This window comes from uncultured Amnibacterium sp., assembly GCF_964244015.1.
Taxonomy (GTDB): Bacteria; Actinomycetota; Actinomycetes; order Actinomycetales; family Microbacteriaceae; genus Amnibacterium.
In genome coordinates this window covers 21,786-36,987 of the sequence record NZ_CAXTHO010000016.1, presented here as the reverse complement: position 1 = coordinate 36,987, position 15,202 = coordinate 21,786, and the positions used below count along the sequence as shown (strand labels likewise).

General features: G+C 73.5%; 13 protein-coding genes. 10 read left to right on the top strand and 3 right to left on the bottom strand.

Features of this window, described 5'->3' with window-relative positions:
- From ACFE67_RS03580 to ACFE67_RS03570, 3 genes are all read left to right on the top strand, one after another.
- The coding region (locus ACFE67_RS03580; protein WP_375405506.1) for a hypothetical protein at window positions 1–498 on the top strand (498 nt) is incomplete at its 5' end.
- Entirely contained in the window at window positions 495–1,340 is an 846-nt protein-coding gene (locus ACFE67_RS03575) for a putative RNA methyltransferase (RefSeq protein ID WP_375405505.1), read from the top strand. The genes ACFE67_RS03580 and ACFE67_RS03575, both read left to right, overlap by 4 nt.
- Window positions 1,341–1,371: 31 nt before the next feature.
- Window positions 1,372–3,210 (top strand): glycoside hydrolase family 15 protein, encoded by a 1,839-nt coding sequence (locus ACFE67_RS03570; RefSeq protein WP_375405504.1) that lies wholly within the window; start codon window positions 1,372–1,374, stop codon window positions 3,208–3,210.
- A 64-nt stretch (window positions 3,211–3,274) separates the two neighbouring features.
- Here the strand turns inward: ACFE67_RS03570 and ACFE67_RS03565 are convergent, their stop codons facing one another.
- Window positions 3,275–4,327, bottom strand: coding sequence for a histidinol-phosphate transaminase (locus ACFE67_RS03565; RefSeq protein ID WP_375405503.1), 1,053 nt, complete (start codon window positions 4,325–4,327; stop codon window positions 3,275–3,277).
- Between the two features lie 44 nt (window positions 4,328–4,371).
- Between ACFE67_RS03565 and ACFE67_RS03560 the strand changes: the two genes are divergently transcribed.
- Window positions 4,372–5,682, top strand: coding sequence for a GNAT family N-acetyltransferase (locus ACFE67_RS03560; protein ID WP_375405502.1), 1,311 nt, complete (start codon window positions 4,372–4,374; stop codon window positions 5,680–5,682).
- A gap of 69 nt (window positions 5,683–5,751) precedes the next feature.
- On the opposite strand, the gene ACFE67_RS03555 is transcribed toward ACFE67_RS03560, so the two are convergent.
- A complete protein-coding gene (locus tag ACFE67_RS03555) occupies window positions 5,752–6,471 on the bottom strand; it encodes an SDR family NAD(P)-dependent oxidoreductase (RefSeq protein WP_375405501.1) in 720 nt (239 codons plus the stop codon).
- A gap of 78 nt (window positions 6,472–6,549) precedes the next feature.
- Between ACFE67_RS03555 and ACFE67_RS03550 the strand changes: the two genes are divergently transcribed.
- On the top strand, window positions 6,550–7,662 hold the full coding sequence (locus tag ACFE67_RS03550) for a spore photoproduct lyase family protein (protein ID WP_375405500.1): 1,113 nt from the start codon (window positions 6,550–6,552) through the stop codon (window positions 7,660–7,662).
- Window positions 7,663–7,728: 66 nt separating this feature from the next.
- Here the strand turns inward: ACFE67_RS03550 and ACFE67_RS03545 are convergent, their stop codons facing one another.
- The gene (locus ACFE67_RS03545; protein ID WP_375405499.1) at window positions 7,729–7,908 is read right to left on the bottom strand and encodes a hypothetical protein; all 180 of its coding nucleotides are present in this window, start codon (window positions 7,906–7,908) and stop codon (window positions 7,729–7,731) included.
- 113 nt (window positions 7,909–8,021) lie between these two features.
- On the opposite strand from ACFE67_RS03545, the gene ACFE67_RS03540 reads away from it, so the two are divergent.
- The 5 genes from ACFE67_RS03540 (at window position 8,022) to ACFE67_RS03520 (ending at window position 15,176) form a co-directional block, all read left to right on the top strand.
- Window positions 8,022–9,563 (top strand): catalase, encoded by a 1,542-nt coding sequence (locus tag ACFE67_RS03540; protein WP_375405498.1) that lies wholly within the window; start codon window positions 8,022–8,024, stop codon window positions 9,561–9,563.
- A gap of 100 nt (window positions 9,564–9,663) precedes the next feature.
- Window positions 9,664–10,482, top strand: coding sequence for a hypothetical protein (locus ACFE67_RS03535; RefSeq protein ID WP_375405497.1), 819 nt, complete (start codon window positions 9,664–9,666; stop codon window positions 10,480–10,482).
- 34 nt (window positions 10,483–10,516) lie between these two features.
- Window positions 10,517–10,903: a MauE/DoxX family redox-associated membrane protein gene (locus tag ACFE67_RS03530; RefSeq protein ID WP_375405496.1), complete on the top strand. Its 387-nt coding sequence runs from the start codon at window positions 10,517–10,519 to the stop codon at window positions 10,901–10,903.
- A gap of 80 nt (window positions 10,904–10,983) precedes the next feature.
- A complete protein-coding gene (locus tag ACFE67_RS03525; protein ID WP_375405495.1) occupies window positions 10,984–13,917 on the top strand; it encodes a DEAD/DEAH box helicase in 2,934 nt (977 codons plus the stop codon).
- 74 nt (window positions 13,918–13,991) lie between these two features.
- Window positions 13,992–15,176: a CynX/NimT family MFS transporter gene (locus ACFE67_RS03520; RefSeq protein WP_375405494.1), complete on the top strand. Its 1,185-nt coding sequence runs from the start codon at window positions 13,992–13,994 to the stop codon at window positions 15,174–15,176.
- The last annotated feature ends 26 nt before the right edge of the window (window positions 15,177–15,202 follow it).

The following is a 15,202-nucleotide window of genomic DNA, read 5'->3' as shown; positions in this document are numbered from 1 at the left end:
ACCGCGGGCGCCTCGACGCTGCTCGTCGGGGAGGCACCCGGCTGGCGGGGTGCGACGATCACCGGGGTGCCGTTCATGAGCGTCCGCGAGCTCACCGCCCGACCCGGGCTGCTGACCGGGTCGCCCGAGGGCGATGGCTTCCTGCTGCCGCCCGGGCCCGCCGCCGAGTGGGAGCTGTCGGCCTCCATCGTGCAGAAGGCGCTCCGGACCTGGCCGGAGCGGCCCGTGAACTGGCCCGTGTACGCCAACCATCCGTTCGCCGCACCGGACCGGGCGACCAACCGCGCGCCGCGGGTACCGGAGGTGCAGGCGGGCGTGGGGATCGCGCTCGAGCTGATCCGAGCGCTCGGTATCCGCCGGGTCGTCGCGATCGGGCGGAAGGCCGAGCACGCGCTCGCCGCAGCGGGCGTCGAGGCGGTCGCCGTGCGGCATCCGGCCCAGGGAGGAGCTGCGATCTTCGCTGCCCAGATGGCGGCGCTCGCCCGGGGATCCGCGTGACTTCGCCCGAGCGGACGGCCGCGCTCGACGCAGCACTGACCGTGCTGGCGTGCCCGGTATGTCTCGCAGCCTTCGCGCGATCCGGAACCGCCCTCATATGCTCCGAGGGGCATACGTTCGATGTCGCGAAGCAGGGGTACGCCGCGCTGGCGACCGGAGCGACCGTCCCCGGCGACTCGGCGCCGATGGTCCGGGATCGCGTGGCGTTCCTCGCCGCAGGCCACTACCGACCCATCACCGATGCGGTCGCCGACGCCGTGCCGGGCGACGCGCGCTGGATCGCCGACCTCGCCTCCGGCCCCGGCACCTACCTCGCCGCCGCCCTCGAGACGCATCCGGAGGCGCGGGGCGTCGCGATCGACGTGTCGGCCCCGGCAGCACGGACCGCTGCCGGAGCGCACCCGCGAGCAGCAGCGGCGACGGCCGACCTCCGGCGGCGCGTCCCGCTCGCGACGGGATCGATCGATGCCGCGCTCGTCGTGTTCGGCCCCCGCGACGGCATGGAGCTGGACCGGATCCTCGCCTCCTCCGGCATCGCCGTGATCGTGATCCCGGAGCCCGAGCACCTCGCGGAGCTGCGGGAGCCGTTCGGCACGCTCGCCGTCGGGCCGGACAAGGCGCAGCGCCTGGTGGACCGGATGCGGCCGCTGCGCGAGGCGGGGCGGCGCCGGGTCCTCCTGCGCCGCACGCTGTCGCCCGCCGACGTCGCGCGCGTGGTCCTGATGGGGCCGAACGGGCACCACCTCGACCACGACGAGGTCCGCGCTCGGGCGGAGGGGATCGGCGACCTCGCCGTCACGATCGCGGTCCGGGTGCTCCGCTTCGCCCGCGAGGCGGGATGAACGCACACCCGGCCCCAATACCGTCGGCGGGGTGAGCAGCGCACCTACCCGGCCCGCCGAGCGACGCTCGAACGGCTACGCCGACCTCCGCGGCTACGCCGCGATCGGGGACGGGCGCACCGTCGCGCTGATCGCCCGCGACGGTCGGATCGACTGGCTGCCCGTGCCCGGCATGGCCGACGCGCCGCTGTTCGCGGCACTGCTCGACGACGAGCGGGGCGGGCGGTTCGCGCTGCAGCCCGACGAGCCGTTCGCGTCGGAACGGGAGTACGTCGACGGGACGAACGTGCTGCGAACCCGGTTCACCTCCGCCTCCGGTGTGGTCGAGGTCACGGACGCGCTCGTCACCGGCGTCGCCGGCCGGCTGCCGTGGATGCAGCTCGTGCGCCGCATCGACGGTGTCGAGGGCGCCGTGCCGATGACGTGGATCGTCGAGCCGGGGAACCTGCTCGGTGACCAGGCGGTCACCCGGTTCGACACCGGCCACGTGCCCCTGATCCGGGCCGGGGACACCAACATCGCCCTCACCGGCTCGGACATCGGCCGGCAGGACCCCGTGCACGACGGGAACGGTCCGGCGACGGACTGGGGCCCGGACTTCCGCGGTGCGTTCACGACCTCCGCCGGCTCGCGGCACGTGCTCTGCCTCTGCGGCACGGAGGGGGAGCCGGTCCGGGTCCCCGATGCGGGCGTCGCCGACGAGTCGATCGATCGCACGATCGCCGGCTGGCAGACCTGGACCGACGTGTTCAGCTGGGACGGCCCGTGGCCGGAGCAGGTGCGGCGCAGCACGCTCGCACTGAAGCTGCTGACGTACACCCCCTCCGGCGCGATCGCCGCCGCGGCCACCACCTCCCTCCCCGAGTCGATCCACGGCGACAAGAACTGGGACTACCGGTTCGCCTGGGTGCGCGACCTCGCCTACTCGGTCGACGCGTTCCTCCGGTTCGGGCTGCGGGAGGAGCCGCATGCGGCCGTGTCGTGGGTGCTGAAGGCGCTGAAGGCCAACACGCGCGACGGCATCGCCGTGTTCCTGACGCTCGACGGGCAGCCGACCGACGGTGTGCGGCAGGTGGACGCGGCGGGGTGGCGGGGGTTCGGGCCGGTCGTCACCGGGAACCAGGCGGGCGGCCAGCTGCAGCTCGGGGTCTACGCGGACCTGGTCGGCATCATGCGCGCCTACACCGCCGACGGGAACCTGCTCGACGCGGGCTCCAGCGACCTGCTCGTGCATCTCGCCGACGAGGCGTGCGTGAACTGGAAGCGCAAGGACTCGGGCATGTGGGAGCTGACCGAGACCAAGCACTACGTCTCGTCGAAGATGGGCTGCTGGCAGGCGCTCGACGCCGCCTGCACTCTGCACGACATGGGCTTCGTGCTGCCGCCCGACGGCACGAGGAAGCGGTGGGAGAAGCACAAGCGGCTGATCGCACGGTGGATCGACCGGCACGGCTGGGACGAGCGGCGCGGCACCTACGTCATGGCGAAGGGGTCGAAGGCGCTGGACGCCTCCGTGCTGCTGCACACCGTCAGCGGGTTCGACCGGGGCGAGCGGATGTCCCGCACGATCGATGCGCTGCGCGAGGAGCTGGGTCGCGGGCCGCTGATCTACCGCTACTCCGGGATGGAGCGGGAGGAGGGCACCTTCACCGCGTGCGGGTTCTGGACCGCCTCCGCGCTCGCGTGCGTGGGTCGCATCGACGAGGCGCGGGCGCTGATGGACGAGCTGGTCGCGGCGGTCTCGAACGACGTCGGGATCATGTCGGAGATGGTCGACGAGGGCACCGGCGCCTCCCTCGGCAACCTGCCCCAGGCCCTCAGCCACCTGGCCCTGGTGCAGGCGGCGAGCGTCATCCGCGAGCTGTCCTGACCCTGATTCCGTTGTGAAGGAGTTTCCGCGCCTTCGGCGGGAAAACTCCTTCACAACGGAAGGGTCAGAGCGCGGCGGCGGCCTCGAGCACGCGGGCGACCGACTCCTGCTCGCCGATCGAGATGCGGACGCCCTCGCCGGGGAACGCCCTGACCACGACCCCGTGCGCGTGGAAGACCTCGTCGGCCGCGGCGGCGCCGTCGCCGAGGGGCAGCCAGACGAAGTTGCCCTGCGCCTCCGGCACGTCGAAGCCCAGCTCGCGGAGGCCCGCCACGAGCCGGCCGCGCGTCTCGACGATGTCGGCGACGCGGGCGAGGAGCAGCTCCTCGTGGTCGAGCGCGACCGCGCCTGCCAGCTGCGCCTGCCCGGTGACGGACAGGGGGATCGCGACCGCGCGCGCGGCGTCGAGGAGGTGCTCGGCGCCGATCGCGTACCCCAGCCGCAGCCCGGCGAGCCCCCACGCCTTCGAGAACGTGCGGAGGATCACGAGGTTCGGCCACCGGCCGATCAGCGCAGCGCCGTCGACAGCGCCGGCATCGCGCACGAACTCGACGTACGCCTCGTCGAGCAGCACCAGGAGGTCGGCCGGGACCTGGTCCATGAAGCGCGCGAACGCCGCGGCGCCGACGATCGGCCCGGTCGGGTTGTTCGGCGAGCAGACGATCACGGCGCGCGTCCTGTCCGTGATCGCGGCCGCCATCGCATCGAGGTCGTGCACGGCACCGGCCGCGAGCGGTACCTGCACGCTCGTCGCGCCCGCGACGGTCACGAGCCCCGGGTACGCCTCGAACGACCGCCAGGCGTAGACGACCTCGCTGCCCGGCTCGCAGACCGCGAGGAGGAACTGGCTCAGCAGCGCGACCGATCCGGCGGCGAGATGCACCTGCTGGCCGGTCACGCCGAATCGCCGGCCGAGCTTCTCCCGCAGCGCCGGGCCCGTCGCGTCGGGGTACCGGTTCACCTCCGCGCGGCCCATCGCCTCCACGATCTCCGCGAGCGGCCCGAACGGGTTCTCGTTCGACGACAGCTTGTAGCCGTCCGCGACGGCCTGCCGACCCTGCCGGTAGGCGGGCAGGGCAGCGATCTCGGCGCGCATGCGGACGGGGGAGTCGGCCATGCATCCGAGGTTATTGCCCGGGCCCGGCTCCTAGGCTCGCCCTCGTGCATGACGACGCGCTGTCCATCCCCGTCGACGCGACCGCGGCGGCCGCGCTCGCTGCGGGCGGGCTCCGCATGACCGTCGTGGATCCGGCGGACGCCGCCGCGACCAGGGCGTGGGCGCACGCGATCGCGCGGGGCTTCCACGACCCCGCGCCGACCGAGGAGTTCCTGGCCGAGCTGGCGGGGGACTTCCCCGGCCAGCGGACGATCGGGATCCACGACGACGGCCTGATCGAGCCGGAGTTGCCGGTCGCGACGGTCGCGTCGTGGCCGGCGGCGCTGACGGTGCCGGGCGGCGAGGTCACGGCGTGGGCGATCAGCGACGTCACGGTCGCGCCCACCCATCGGCGCCGGGGCATCGCCCGGGCGATGCTCGAGTCCGAGCTGCGGGTCGCGACCCTGGCCGGGCTCCCGCTCGCGATGCTCACGGTGTCGGAGGCGACGATCTACACCCGCTACGGCTTCGGCGCGGCCACGTGGTCGACGGACTACTCGGTGGACGTCCGCCGAGCGGGCTGGGTCGGTCAGGAGGCGCCGGGGCGGATCCAGCTCGTCGGGCGCGCCGCCGCGATCGCCACCGGGGAGACCCTGTTCGAGGAGTCGCGCCGGGCGACCGTCGGCGACGTGCAGATCGTCGGCCACCGCTTCGGACGGCTGTTCGGCGCCCCCTCCGAGCCGGACGAGCAGCGGAAGCTGCGCTTCGCCCGCTACGAGGACGAGCACGGGACCGCGAGGGGCCTCGCGACCTACCGGCTGATCGAGTTGGCGAACGACTTCACCGGGTTCACGGTCGAGCTGAAGCAGCTGGTCGCGACGACGGACGACGCCTACCGCGCGCTCTGGCGGTTCCTGCTCGAGCTGGACCTCGTCAGCACGGTCACGGCGGGCCTCCGCCCGATCGACGAGCCCCTCCGCTGGCTCGTCCGCGACCCGCGGATGATCCGCACCACGGAGGTGCGGGAGCACCTCTGGCTCCGCGTGCTCGACCCGGTCGCGGCATTCGCCGCCCGCTCCTACGCCGGCGGCGGGCGGCTCGGGTTCCGGGTCGCCGATCCGCTCGGGTACGCGGGCGGCGCGTTCACCATCACCGCGGATGCGGACGGGACCGCGGCCGTCGAGGCGGGTGAGCCGGAGGAGGGCCCGCTGCTGGAGCTGCCGGTGGACCTGCTCGGGTCGCTCTACCTCGGCGGCGCCTCGGCGGTCGCGCTCGCTGCGGCGGGCCGGCTCACCGAGCGGTCCCCGGGCGACGCGGCGCTCGCCGACCGCCTCCTGCGCCCCGCGACCGCCCCGGTCCTCACCACCTGGTTCTGAACACCGAAAACCCCGCTGGTCGAGGCTCGCTGCGCTCGCACCTCGACCAGCGGGGCGGCGGTGCGGCGCTCACTCCGGGAGGGGAACCCCCGTGCGCCGTGCGAGCTCGTCGAGCAGCGCGTCCTGGAAGCGCTCGTCCGTGACGCCCGGCGCCGGGCGCTCCTCGCGGAGGTCCTTCAGGTAGCGGCCGCTGACCGTCGCGCCCGGGTCGTCGCCGACCGCGAGCCACACCTGCGTCGCGGCACCCTCCTCCAGACCGCCGGGCGCCCCCGCTCCGCCCATCCGCGTCGCGATCCAGCCGGGGTCGACCGCGTTGCTCAGCACGTCGGGCCAGCGGCGCGCGACGGCCGCGGCGAGCGCGGCGTCGATCAGCTTCGTGTCGCCGTACGAGGGGTGGTCGAGCTGCGCGAGGTCCGCTCGGCCGCTGCGGTGCATCCCGCTCGAGAGGTACACCAGCCGGTCCGGCCGACGGAGCAGCGCCGTGAGCAGGTAGGGGGCGAGCACGTTGACGGCGAGCAGCCCTGCACTGCCCGACCCGACCCCGGCGTTGTGGACGACCGCGTCGAAGCGGCCGGAGGCGTTCGCCGCGTCGGCGAGCGCCCGGGTCTGCTCGTCCGACGACAGGTCGCCGACGAGCACCGCCGCGGCACCCGGCGCAGCGCCGCGGGTGTCGTCCGCGCGGGCGTCGCTGCGGGCGTGCAGCACCACCTCGTGGCCCTGGTCGATGAGACGCTGCCCGGCGGCCAGACCGAGGCCGTCGGAGGAACCGGTGATCAGGACGCGTGCCATGCCCCCACCCTCCCCGGACCGCCTGGGAAGGGATCACGAGGGGAACGCCGGGGCTGCGCCGGAGGTTGAGACCAGCACATGCCCGCACAGCTGCTCGACCACCCCGCGCGCCGCGCCCCGACCGCCGCCCGCCTCTGGATCCCGAAGCACGTCCTCGTCACCCGATCCGCCGCCGGCCTGCCGCACACGGCCGAGATCCTGCGCCGGGTCGCGGCGCACGGCGTCGCCGACATCCGGGTCCTGACGAGCGACCGGCTGCCGACCGCCCCGAAGGACGAGAGCGAGCGGGAGGCGTACGCCCGCGCCAAGGCGACGATGGCGGTGGTCGTCGCGCCGCCGTCGGCGCTGAAGCCGCAGCCGATCCCGCCGTCGGCGGACTGGCGGCTCGACCTGGCGCGCGGCTGCCCCGCGCACTGCCAGTACTGCTACCTCGCCGGCTCCCTGTCCGGGCCGCCGGTCACCCGCGTGCACGCGAACCTCGACGAGGTGCTGGCGCCGATCGCGACGCTGACCGGCACGGGCTCCGTCACGACGGGGAACGCCCTCCGCGGCGACGAGGGGACCACCTTCGAGCTCTCGTGCTACACCGATCCGCTCGGCATCGAGCACCTCACCGGCGCGCTCGCCACCGCGATCGAGCGCGTCGGCACGGGCCGCTACGGCGACGGCGCCTCCCTCCGGTTCACGACGAAGTTCGACGCGGTCGAGCCGCTGCTCGCCCTCCGGCACGGCGGCCGCACCCGCATCCGCTTCTCCGTGAACGCGGCGGAGGTGGAGCGCTTCGAGGGCGGCACCGCGCGCATGCCCGCCCGCATCGACGCACTCCGCCGCGTCGCGGCGGCCGGGTACCCGGTCGGTCTCACCATCGCGCCGGTGATGCCGGTCGACGGGTGGCAGGAGGCGTACGGCCGGCTCCTCGACGACGTGGCGGCCGCGCTGTCCACCGTCCCGGCGGTCGACCTGACGGCCGAGGTCATCACGCACCGGTTCACGCCCGCGAGCAAGCAGGTGCTCGAGGGCTGGTACCCGCGCACGAAGCTCGAGATGGACGAGACGGTGCGCAGCGTGAAGCGATCGAAGTTCGGCGGTGTGAAGTACGTCTACCCGAGGGAGACGATGCGCGAGCTGCGGGCGTGGTTCGAGCACGAGGTGCCCGCCCGCCTCCCGGCCCGGCTGCTGTACCAGACCTGATCCGAAGCAGCCCGGATCGATGGACTCCGGACACGCCCGGCAGTCGGCCGGGATTTCTCGACGGGTTCACGTCCGCGCGAGGATCGCGTCGATGACCGGCCACCCGATCCCGCCGGCTTCGCCGCGTGCTCCGAGCTGCGGGTCGGCGACGACCACCGCCATCTCGTCTGCACCCGCTGCTCCCATGTCGTCGACGTCGACTGCGCGGACTCCGCGGCCCCCTGCCTCCTGCGGGCGGACGACCACGGCTTCTCCGTCGCGCAGACGGAGATCACGTTCTGGGGCGTCTGCCCCGACTGCGCGCCACTGACCTGTATGGCAGTCGCCGCGCAGACCGCACCCCGCGCTGAAGGAGCACGATGACCGACCCGACCACCACCACGAACAGCGGCCAGCCGGTCGCGAGCGACGAGCATTCGCAGAGCATCGGCAACGACGGCTCGATCGCGCTCACCGACCACTACCTGATCGAGAAGCTGGCCCAGTTCAACCGCGAGCGGGTGCCGGAGCGGGTCGTCCACGCGAAGGGCGGCGGCGCGTTCGGGCACTTCGAGACCACCGCCGACGTCTCGCGGTTCACGCGCGCCGCGCTGTTCCAGCCCGGCACCGACACGAAGCTGCTGCTGCGCTTCTCGTCCGTCGCGGGCGAGCAGGGCAGCCCCGACACGTGGCGCGACCCCCGCGGGTTCGCGATCAAGTTCTACACGTCCGAGGGCAACTACGACCTCGTCGGCAACAACACCCCGGTGTTCTTCATCAAGGACGGGATCAAGTTCCCCGACTTCATCCGCTCGCAGAAGCGCCTCCCGGGCAGCCACCTGCGCGACAACGACATGCAGTGGGACTTCTGGAGCCTCTCCCCGGAGAGCGCGCACCAGGTCACCTGGCTGATGGGCGACCGCGGCATCCCGTCGTCGTGGCGGCACATGAACGGCTACGGATCGCACACCTACCAGTGGATCAACGCGGCCGGCGAGCGGTTCTGGGTGAAGTACCACTTCAAGACCGACCAGGGGCACGACATCCTCACGCAGGACGCGGCAGACCAGATCGCCGGGCAGGACGCGGACTTCCACATCCGCGACCTGTACGCGGCGATCGAGCGCGGCGACTTCCCCTCCTGGACGCTCAAGGTGCAGGTCATGCCCTACGCCGACGCCGCCGGGTACCGGTTCAACCCGTTCGACCTGACCAAGGTGTGGCCGCACGAGGACTACCCCGAGATCGAGGTCGGGAAGCTCACCCTCGACACGAACCCCGAGAACTACTTCGCGCAGATCGAGCAGGCCGCGTTCGCTCCGTCGAACTTCGTGCCCGGCATCGACGCGAGCCCCGACAAGATGCTGCAGGCCCGCATCTTCAGCTATGCGGACGCGCACCGCTACCGCGTCGGCACCAACCACGCGCAGCTGCCGGTGAACGCGCCGGTCGCGCCCGTGCACTCCTACTCGAAGGAGGGCGCCATGACGTACAGCTTCCCGCCCGCCGCGAAGCCGGTCTACGCGCCGAACACCTTCGGGGGCCCGCACGCCGACCCGGCCCGTGCCGCTGAGGCGGGCGGCTGGCAGTCGGACGGCGAACTCGTCCGCAGCGCCGTCACCCTGCACGCCGAGGACGACGACTGGTCGCAGGCCCGCGCGCTGGTGAACGACGTGATGTCGCAGGAGGAGCGGGAGCGGCTCGCGAAGAACATCACGGGTCACGTCGCGCAGGTGACGATCCCCGACATCCGAGCGCGCGCGATCCAGTACTGGAAGAACGTCGACGGCTGGCTCGGCCGCACGGTGGAGGAGGGCCTGCCGCCGCTGAAGCGCGTCGACGCCCCGGGCGAGCAGGTCTCCCAGCCGACCCCCGCGGTGGGCGAGTGGGCGCAGGACCACGTGGCGGTCCCCGCGCACTGAGCTGCGCCGTTCGCGTCTCGATTCGTCACGCCTCCGCCCGCGCGAGGCGTGACGGATCGAGACGCGAAGCGCTGACGGAGGGCGCGGCTACCGTGCGCGCATGCCCGAGCCGGTGGACGCCTGGTGGGAGCGCCGACGCGCCTCCACGGGCCGCGCCGTGCCCTACGCGGTCGGGACGTACCGGGAGCAGTGGCATCGCTACCCGGTGCTGGTCCGGCAGTACCACGCCGATCTCAACCGCGGCGTGGTGCTCAGCCAGGTGCCGCTCTGCGCGGACGTGTGGCTGCAGTGGCAGTGCGACGCGGGGCACCGCTTCATCGCGACGCCGGAGGAGCAGCGGATGCGCCCGGGAGGCGGCCGGCGCCGCAGGTCGACCTGGTGCCCCCGCTGCTCGGAGGCGGCACTCGAGCGGCCGGTCGGCACGGGCGCGCCGAAATCGCGGCGGACGGTCGGGCCGCTCTGCGCGAAGACGCCGGATCTGCCTCCGGGGGAGCCGTTCGTCAGCGTCTGCGCGCCGAAGCCCGCCTCCGCCGCTGAGCCGCTGCTGCAGCAGAAGCTCGCGACCCGACTCGTCTGGGATGCGGCGCCGAACGCGATCCGCCTCCGCGAGCCCTTCTTCGACCATCTCGAGGCGTGGCCGGACCTCGTGCTCGGCGACCTGCGCATCGCGGTCGAGCTCGACACCGTCGGCCGGTACGGGCTCGAGCACAGCGGGAAGCGGGAGGCGGTCGACCTGCGCAAGGACCGCCTGCTGCGCCGTGCGGGATGGGAGGTGGTGCGCGTGCGGCTCGACCCGCTGCCCGCGATCGGCCCGTTCGACCTCGTCGCGAAGTCGGTGTCGAACGCCCTCGCGGACCGGATCCTCGAGCGCTTCCGCGAGATCCGCGGCCCGCTGTTCGTCGACGCCTACCTCCGGTGAGCACCGTCAGCGGCGCCGTGATGAGATCGATCGCATGACCTCGACGCCGCAGACCGCTGCCCGCCTCCTGCTCGGCGGGGTGCTCGCGCTCGCCGGCGTCGGCCACCTCACCGTCGCGCGGGAGGGGTTCCGGGCGCAGGTGCCGGACTGGGTGCCGTTCGACGTCGACACCACCGTGCTCGCCTCCGGCGTCGTGGAGATCGCCCTCGGCTCCGCGCTCGCCCTCCTGCCGAGCCGACGCCTCGGCATCGTCGCCGCCGGGTTCTTCGCGGCCGTGTTCCCCGGCAACATCGCGCAGTACCGGCACCACCGCGATGGGCTCGGTCTGGACACGGACCGCAAGCGAGCGGTCCGTCTGCCGTTCCAGCCCGTCCTGATCGCCTGGGCGCTCTGGTCGACCGGCGTGCTCGGGCGTCGCTGACGCGGCCGTCCAGGCCCGCCGGTGCGACGGAGCGACGCCGCAGCGGCGGCGCAGCCATGCACACCGCATACCGTGGCGCGGTGAGCACGGATGACGGGTGGCGACGCGCCCTCGACGGACTGCTCGGGGATCGCCCTGCCCCGGCGGCGGCGCAGCCGACCGTGCCCATCGCGCTGCAGGTGCAGGCGCGCGAGCTGCTGCCCCGCACCGCGCATCGCTGGAACGGTCCGACGACGCGGGCGGCGGTGGAGGACTCGGTCGGCGGCCTCCGACTCGGTGTGCGGCCGGTCGTGAAGACCGGTTCGGGCTGGGCGCGGGGCGCGCTCACCTGGCAGTCGCTGCCCCACGTGCGCAACCGCCTGAACCTCGACCCGGCGCAGCACCGCTGGGCGTGCGAGCTGGGCGCGCTCTACCGCGCGGCCGTGCCTGCCGCCGCCGGCCAGGACCCCGACTGGCTGTTCCTCGACGAGGCGCCGAACCCGCTGGTGTGGGAGCTGCTCGCGCAGGGGGAGGCGCTCGGCGTCCCGCTCGTCGCGCCCGGATCCGGATCCGCACGGCTGGCAGGGGAGGCGTCGCTCGCGCTCGACGCGGTCCGCGTCGCCGAGGGGATCCGCGTCGGACCGCGCCTCGTCATCGACGGTGATGCGGTCCCCGTCGAGCGCGCCCACGCCGTCGGCGACCACGGCGTCTGGGCGACCGGCGGGTCGCCCGCGCACGTGCTGCTCGCACCGTTCGCCGCGCCCGTCGACCCCGCGCTGCTCGGCCGGGAGCCGCTGATCGTGCCGGCGGACGCCGCCGCCGAGTTGCGCGACCGCTGGCTGCCCGCGCTGCAGGACCGCTTCACGGTCGTGAGCAGCGACGCCTCCGTACCGCTGCCCGAGCCGCAGCCGCCGCTGCTCGTGCTCACCGTCAGCACGGCCGAGGCCGGCGGGGCGACGCTCACCTGGCGCTGGGAGCGCCTCCACGCTCGGCAGGCGCCGGACCCGGTCGACGTCGTGGCCGCGCTGCCACTCGGGTGGTGGCCGAGCCGTGGCCTCCCCGCGCCGCGGACGATCGGCGTCGAGGAGGCGCTCGACCTCGCCGCCGACGTGCTCCCGGTGCTCGCCGGGCTGCCGGACGTCGCCGTCGAGCACGTCGGGGCTCCCTCACCCGTGGTCGTGACCGCCGATCCGGTGATCGCGGTGCAGGTGTCCCCGACGGAGCGCAACGACTGGTTCGACCTCGGGGTCACGGTCACCGTCGACGGCCGGAACATCCCCTTCGGGCCCCTCTTCAAGGCCATCGCGGCCGGGAAGCGACGGCTACGGCTCGTCGACGGCACGTTCCTCTCGCTCGCCCACCCGCGCCTCCGGGAGCTGATCGACCTGGTGGAGGAGTCCGCGGAGATCCCCGAGTGGTCCTCGGGATTCGCGATCCCGCGCGCGCACGTCGCGCAGTGGGCGGATTTCGAGGACCTCGCCGACTCGAGCCGCGAGACCGTCGAGTGGCGCGCGCTGCGGGACGCCGTCGAGGCGCCACCGGTACGTGTCGCCGCGCCGATCGGCCTCCGCACGGTGCTGCGTGCCTACCAGCAGGAGGGGTTCGCATGGCTCGCATTCCTCTGGCGGCATGAACTCGGCGGCGTGCTCGCGGACGACATGGGGCTCGGCAAGACGGTGCAGTGCCTGGCGCTGGCGCAGCACGTGCACGAGACCGTGCCGGAGGAGGCGCGGCGCGCGATCCTCGTCGTGACCCCGACCTCGGTCGCCTCGAACTGGATCGCGGAGGCCACCCGGTTCACGCCGGACCTCGTCGTGCGCCGGATCGTCGACGCGGACGGGCCGAAGACGCGCATCGCGGACGTCGTGCGCGGCGCGGACCTGGTCGTGACCACCTACGCGCGGCTGCGGCTGGACGCGACCGTGTTCACCCGCCTCGCCACCGACGGCGCGTTCGACGCACTGCTGCTGGACGAGGCGCAGGCGGTGAAGAACGCCGCCGCGCGCACGCACCAGGTGGTGCGGGACCTCCGGATCCGGCGGACCATCGCCGTCACCGGCACGCCGATGGAGAACTCGCTGACCGAGCTGCACGCGCTGCTCGCGCTCACCGTGCCCGGCCTGTTCCCCTCCGTGCGCCGGTTCCGGGAGGAGTACGTGCGCCCGATCGAGGGGCTGCGGACCGGCTACACCGAGGGCGTCGGCGCCGGCAGCGCGCCGGAGGCGAACGCCGCGCACCGCGCGGAGCGGCTCGCCCGCCTGCGCCTCCGGATGCGGCCGTACGTGCTGCGCCGGACGAAGGAGCAGGTCGCGCCCGAGCTGCCGAGCCTCGAGGAGCAGGTCGTGACCGTCGACCTGTCGCCCGACCACCGTGCCATCTACGACGTCACGCTGCAGCGGGAGCGCCGCAAGCTGTTCGGCCTGCTGCCCGACATGGACCGCAACCGCTTCATCGTGCTGCGGTCGCTGACGCTGCTGCGCCTGCTCGCGCTCGACGCCGCGCTGATCGGCGAGGAGCACGACGGGGTCCGCTCGTCGAAGCTCGACCTGCTGGCGGAGGAGCTGGTCGAGGCGCTCGCCGAGGGCCGCAGGGCGCTCGTGTTCAGCCAGTTCCCCTCCTACCTCCGCCTCGTCGGCGCCCGGCTCGACGCCGAGGGGGTGCCGTGGACGCTGCTGGAGGGCGCGACCCGGGACCGGGACTCGGTCATCGACCGCTTTCGCACCGGCGACGCGGCGGTGTTCCTGATCAGCCTGAAGGCGGGCGGCTTCGGGCTGAACCTGACGGAGGCGGACCTCGTGTACCTGCTCGACCCGTGGTGGAACCCGGCTGCGGAGTCGCAGGCGATCGACCGCGCGCACCGTATCGGCCAGGACAGGCCGGTCACGGTCAGGCGGCTCGTCGCCGCGGGCACGATCGAGGAGAAGGTGCTGGCCCTCCAGCGCCGCAAGCAGGACCTGTTCGACGCGGTGGTCGACGACGGCGAGCCGTTCTCCGCAGCGCTGACCGCCGACGACGTGCGCGACCTCCTCTCCTGACTTCCGTTTTGAAGGAGTTTCCGCGCCTCCGGCGGGAAAACTCCTTCAAAACGGACTGGCATGCTGGAGCCACGATGACTGCGGGGAACGGGGGCGGTCGGCTGCGGCTCGCGCTCCTCCTGACCTGCATCGCGCTGCTGGCCTTCCAGCTGCGGGGGCCGCTCGTCGCGCTCGCGCCGGTGGCGGCGGAGGCGCAGCGCGGCTGGGGCGTCTCGCCCGCGGCGTTCGGGCTGCTGACGACCGTCCCGCTGCTGTGCTTCAGCCTCAGCACCCCGATCGCACCGTGGCTCGCCCGCTGCATCGGCATCGAGCGCGCGATCGAGATCGGCATCGCCGGCATCGTGCTCGCGACCGTGCTGCGCTCGGTCGACGGCTTCGGGTTCGCGCTCGCATCGGTCGTGCTGCTCGGCGTCTCGATCACGATCGGCAACGTGCTCGTCCCCGCCGTGATCCGCCGGGACATCCCGAAGCGCGGTCGCGGTGCCGCGACGAGCGTGTACTCCGTCTCGATCAACGTCGGCACCGTGATCACCTCCATCGTCACCGTGCCGCTGGGGGCCGCGTTCGGCTGGCGCGCGGCGGTCGCCGCCTGGAGCGTCGCCGGGGTACTGGCAGCGGTCGTCTGGCTCGTCCTCCTCCGCAGCACCGGCGACGCACCCGCCGAACCGGTGTCCGCCGAACCGCCCGTCGCGTTCCGCCCGGATCGGCTCGTGGCGCTGCTCGCGGTCGCGTTCGCCGCCCAGTCGTGCAGCTACTACGGGGTGACGACGTGGCTGCCGACGCTGCTCGCCGATGAACGGGGCTACTCCGCGGTCGTCGCGGGGTCCGCGTCCTCGGTGTTCCAGCTCGCCGGGATCGTCGGCGCCATCGGCGTACCGGTGCTCGCTCTGCGGTTGCGGCCGCGCACGGTCATCGCCCTGCTGGGGCTGCTGTGGATGAGCCTCCCGGTCGTGCTGCTCGTCGCGCCCGAGCACTTCCTGATCGGCAGCGTCCTCGGCGGGATCGCGCAGGGCGGCGGGTTCACCGCGATCTTCACCATCATCGCGGAGGTGGGCGGCGACGCCAGGAGGACCACCGCGCTGTCCGCCTTCGTGCAGACGGTCGGCTACCTGGTCGCTGCGGCGGCGCCGCCCGTGGTCGGCGGCGCGCACACCCTGAGCGGCGGATGGTTCTTCCCGATGACGGTCGTGCTGCTCACGACGACGTGCTTCCTGGTGTTCGGCGTCCTGGCCGCGACGCTGGCCGCCCGCCGCCCCTGATCTTCGTCGTTCAGGAGAAATGGCGG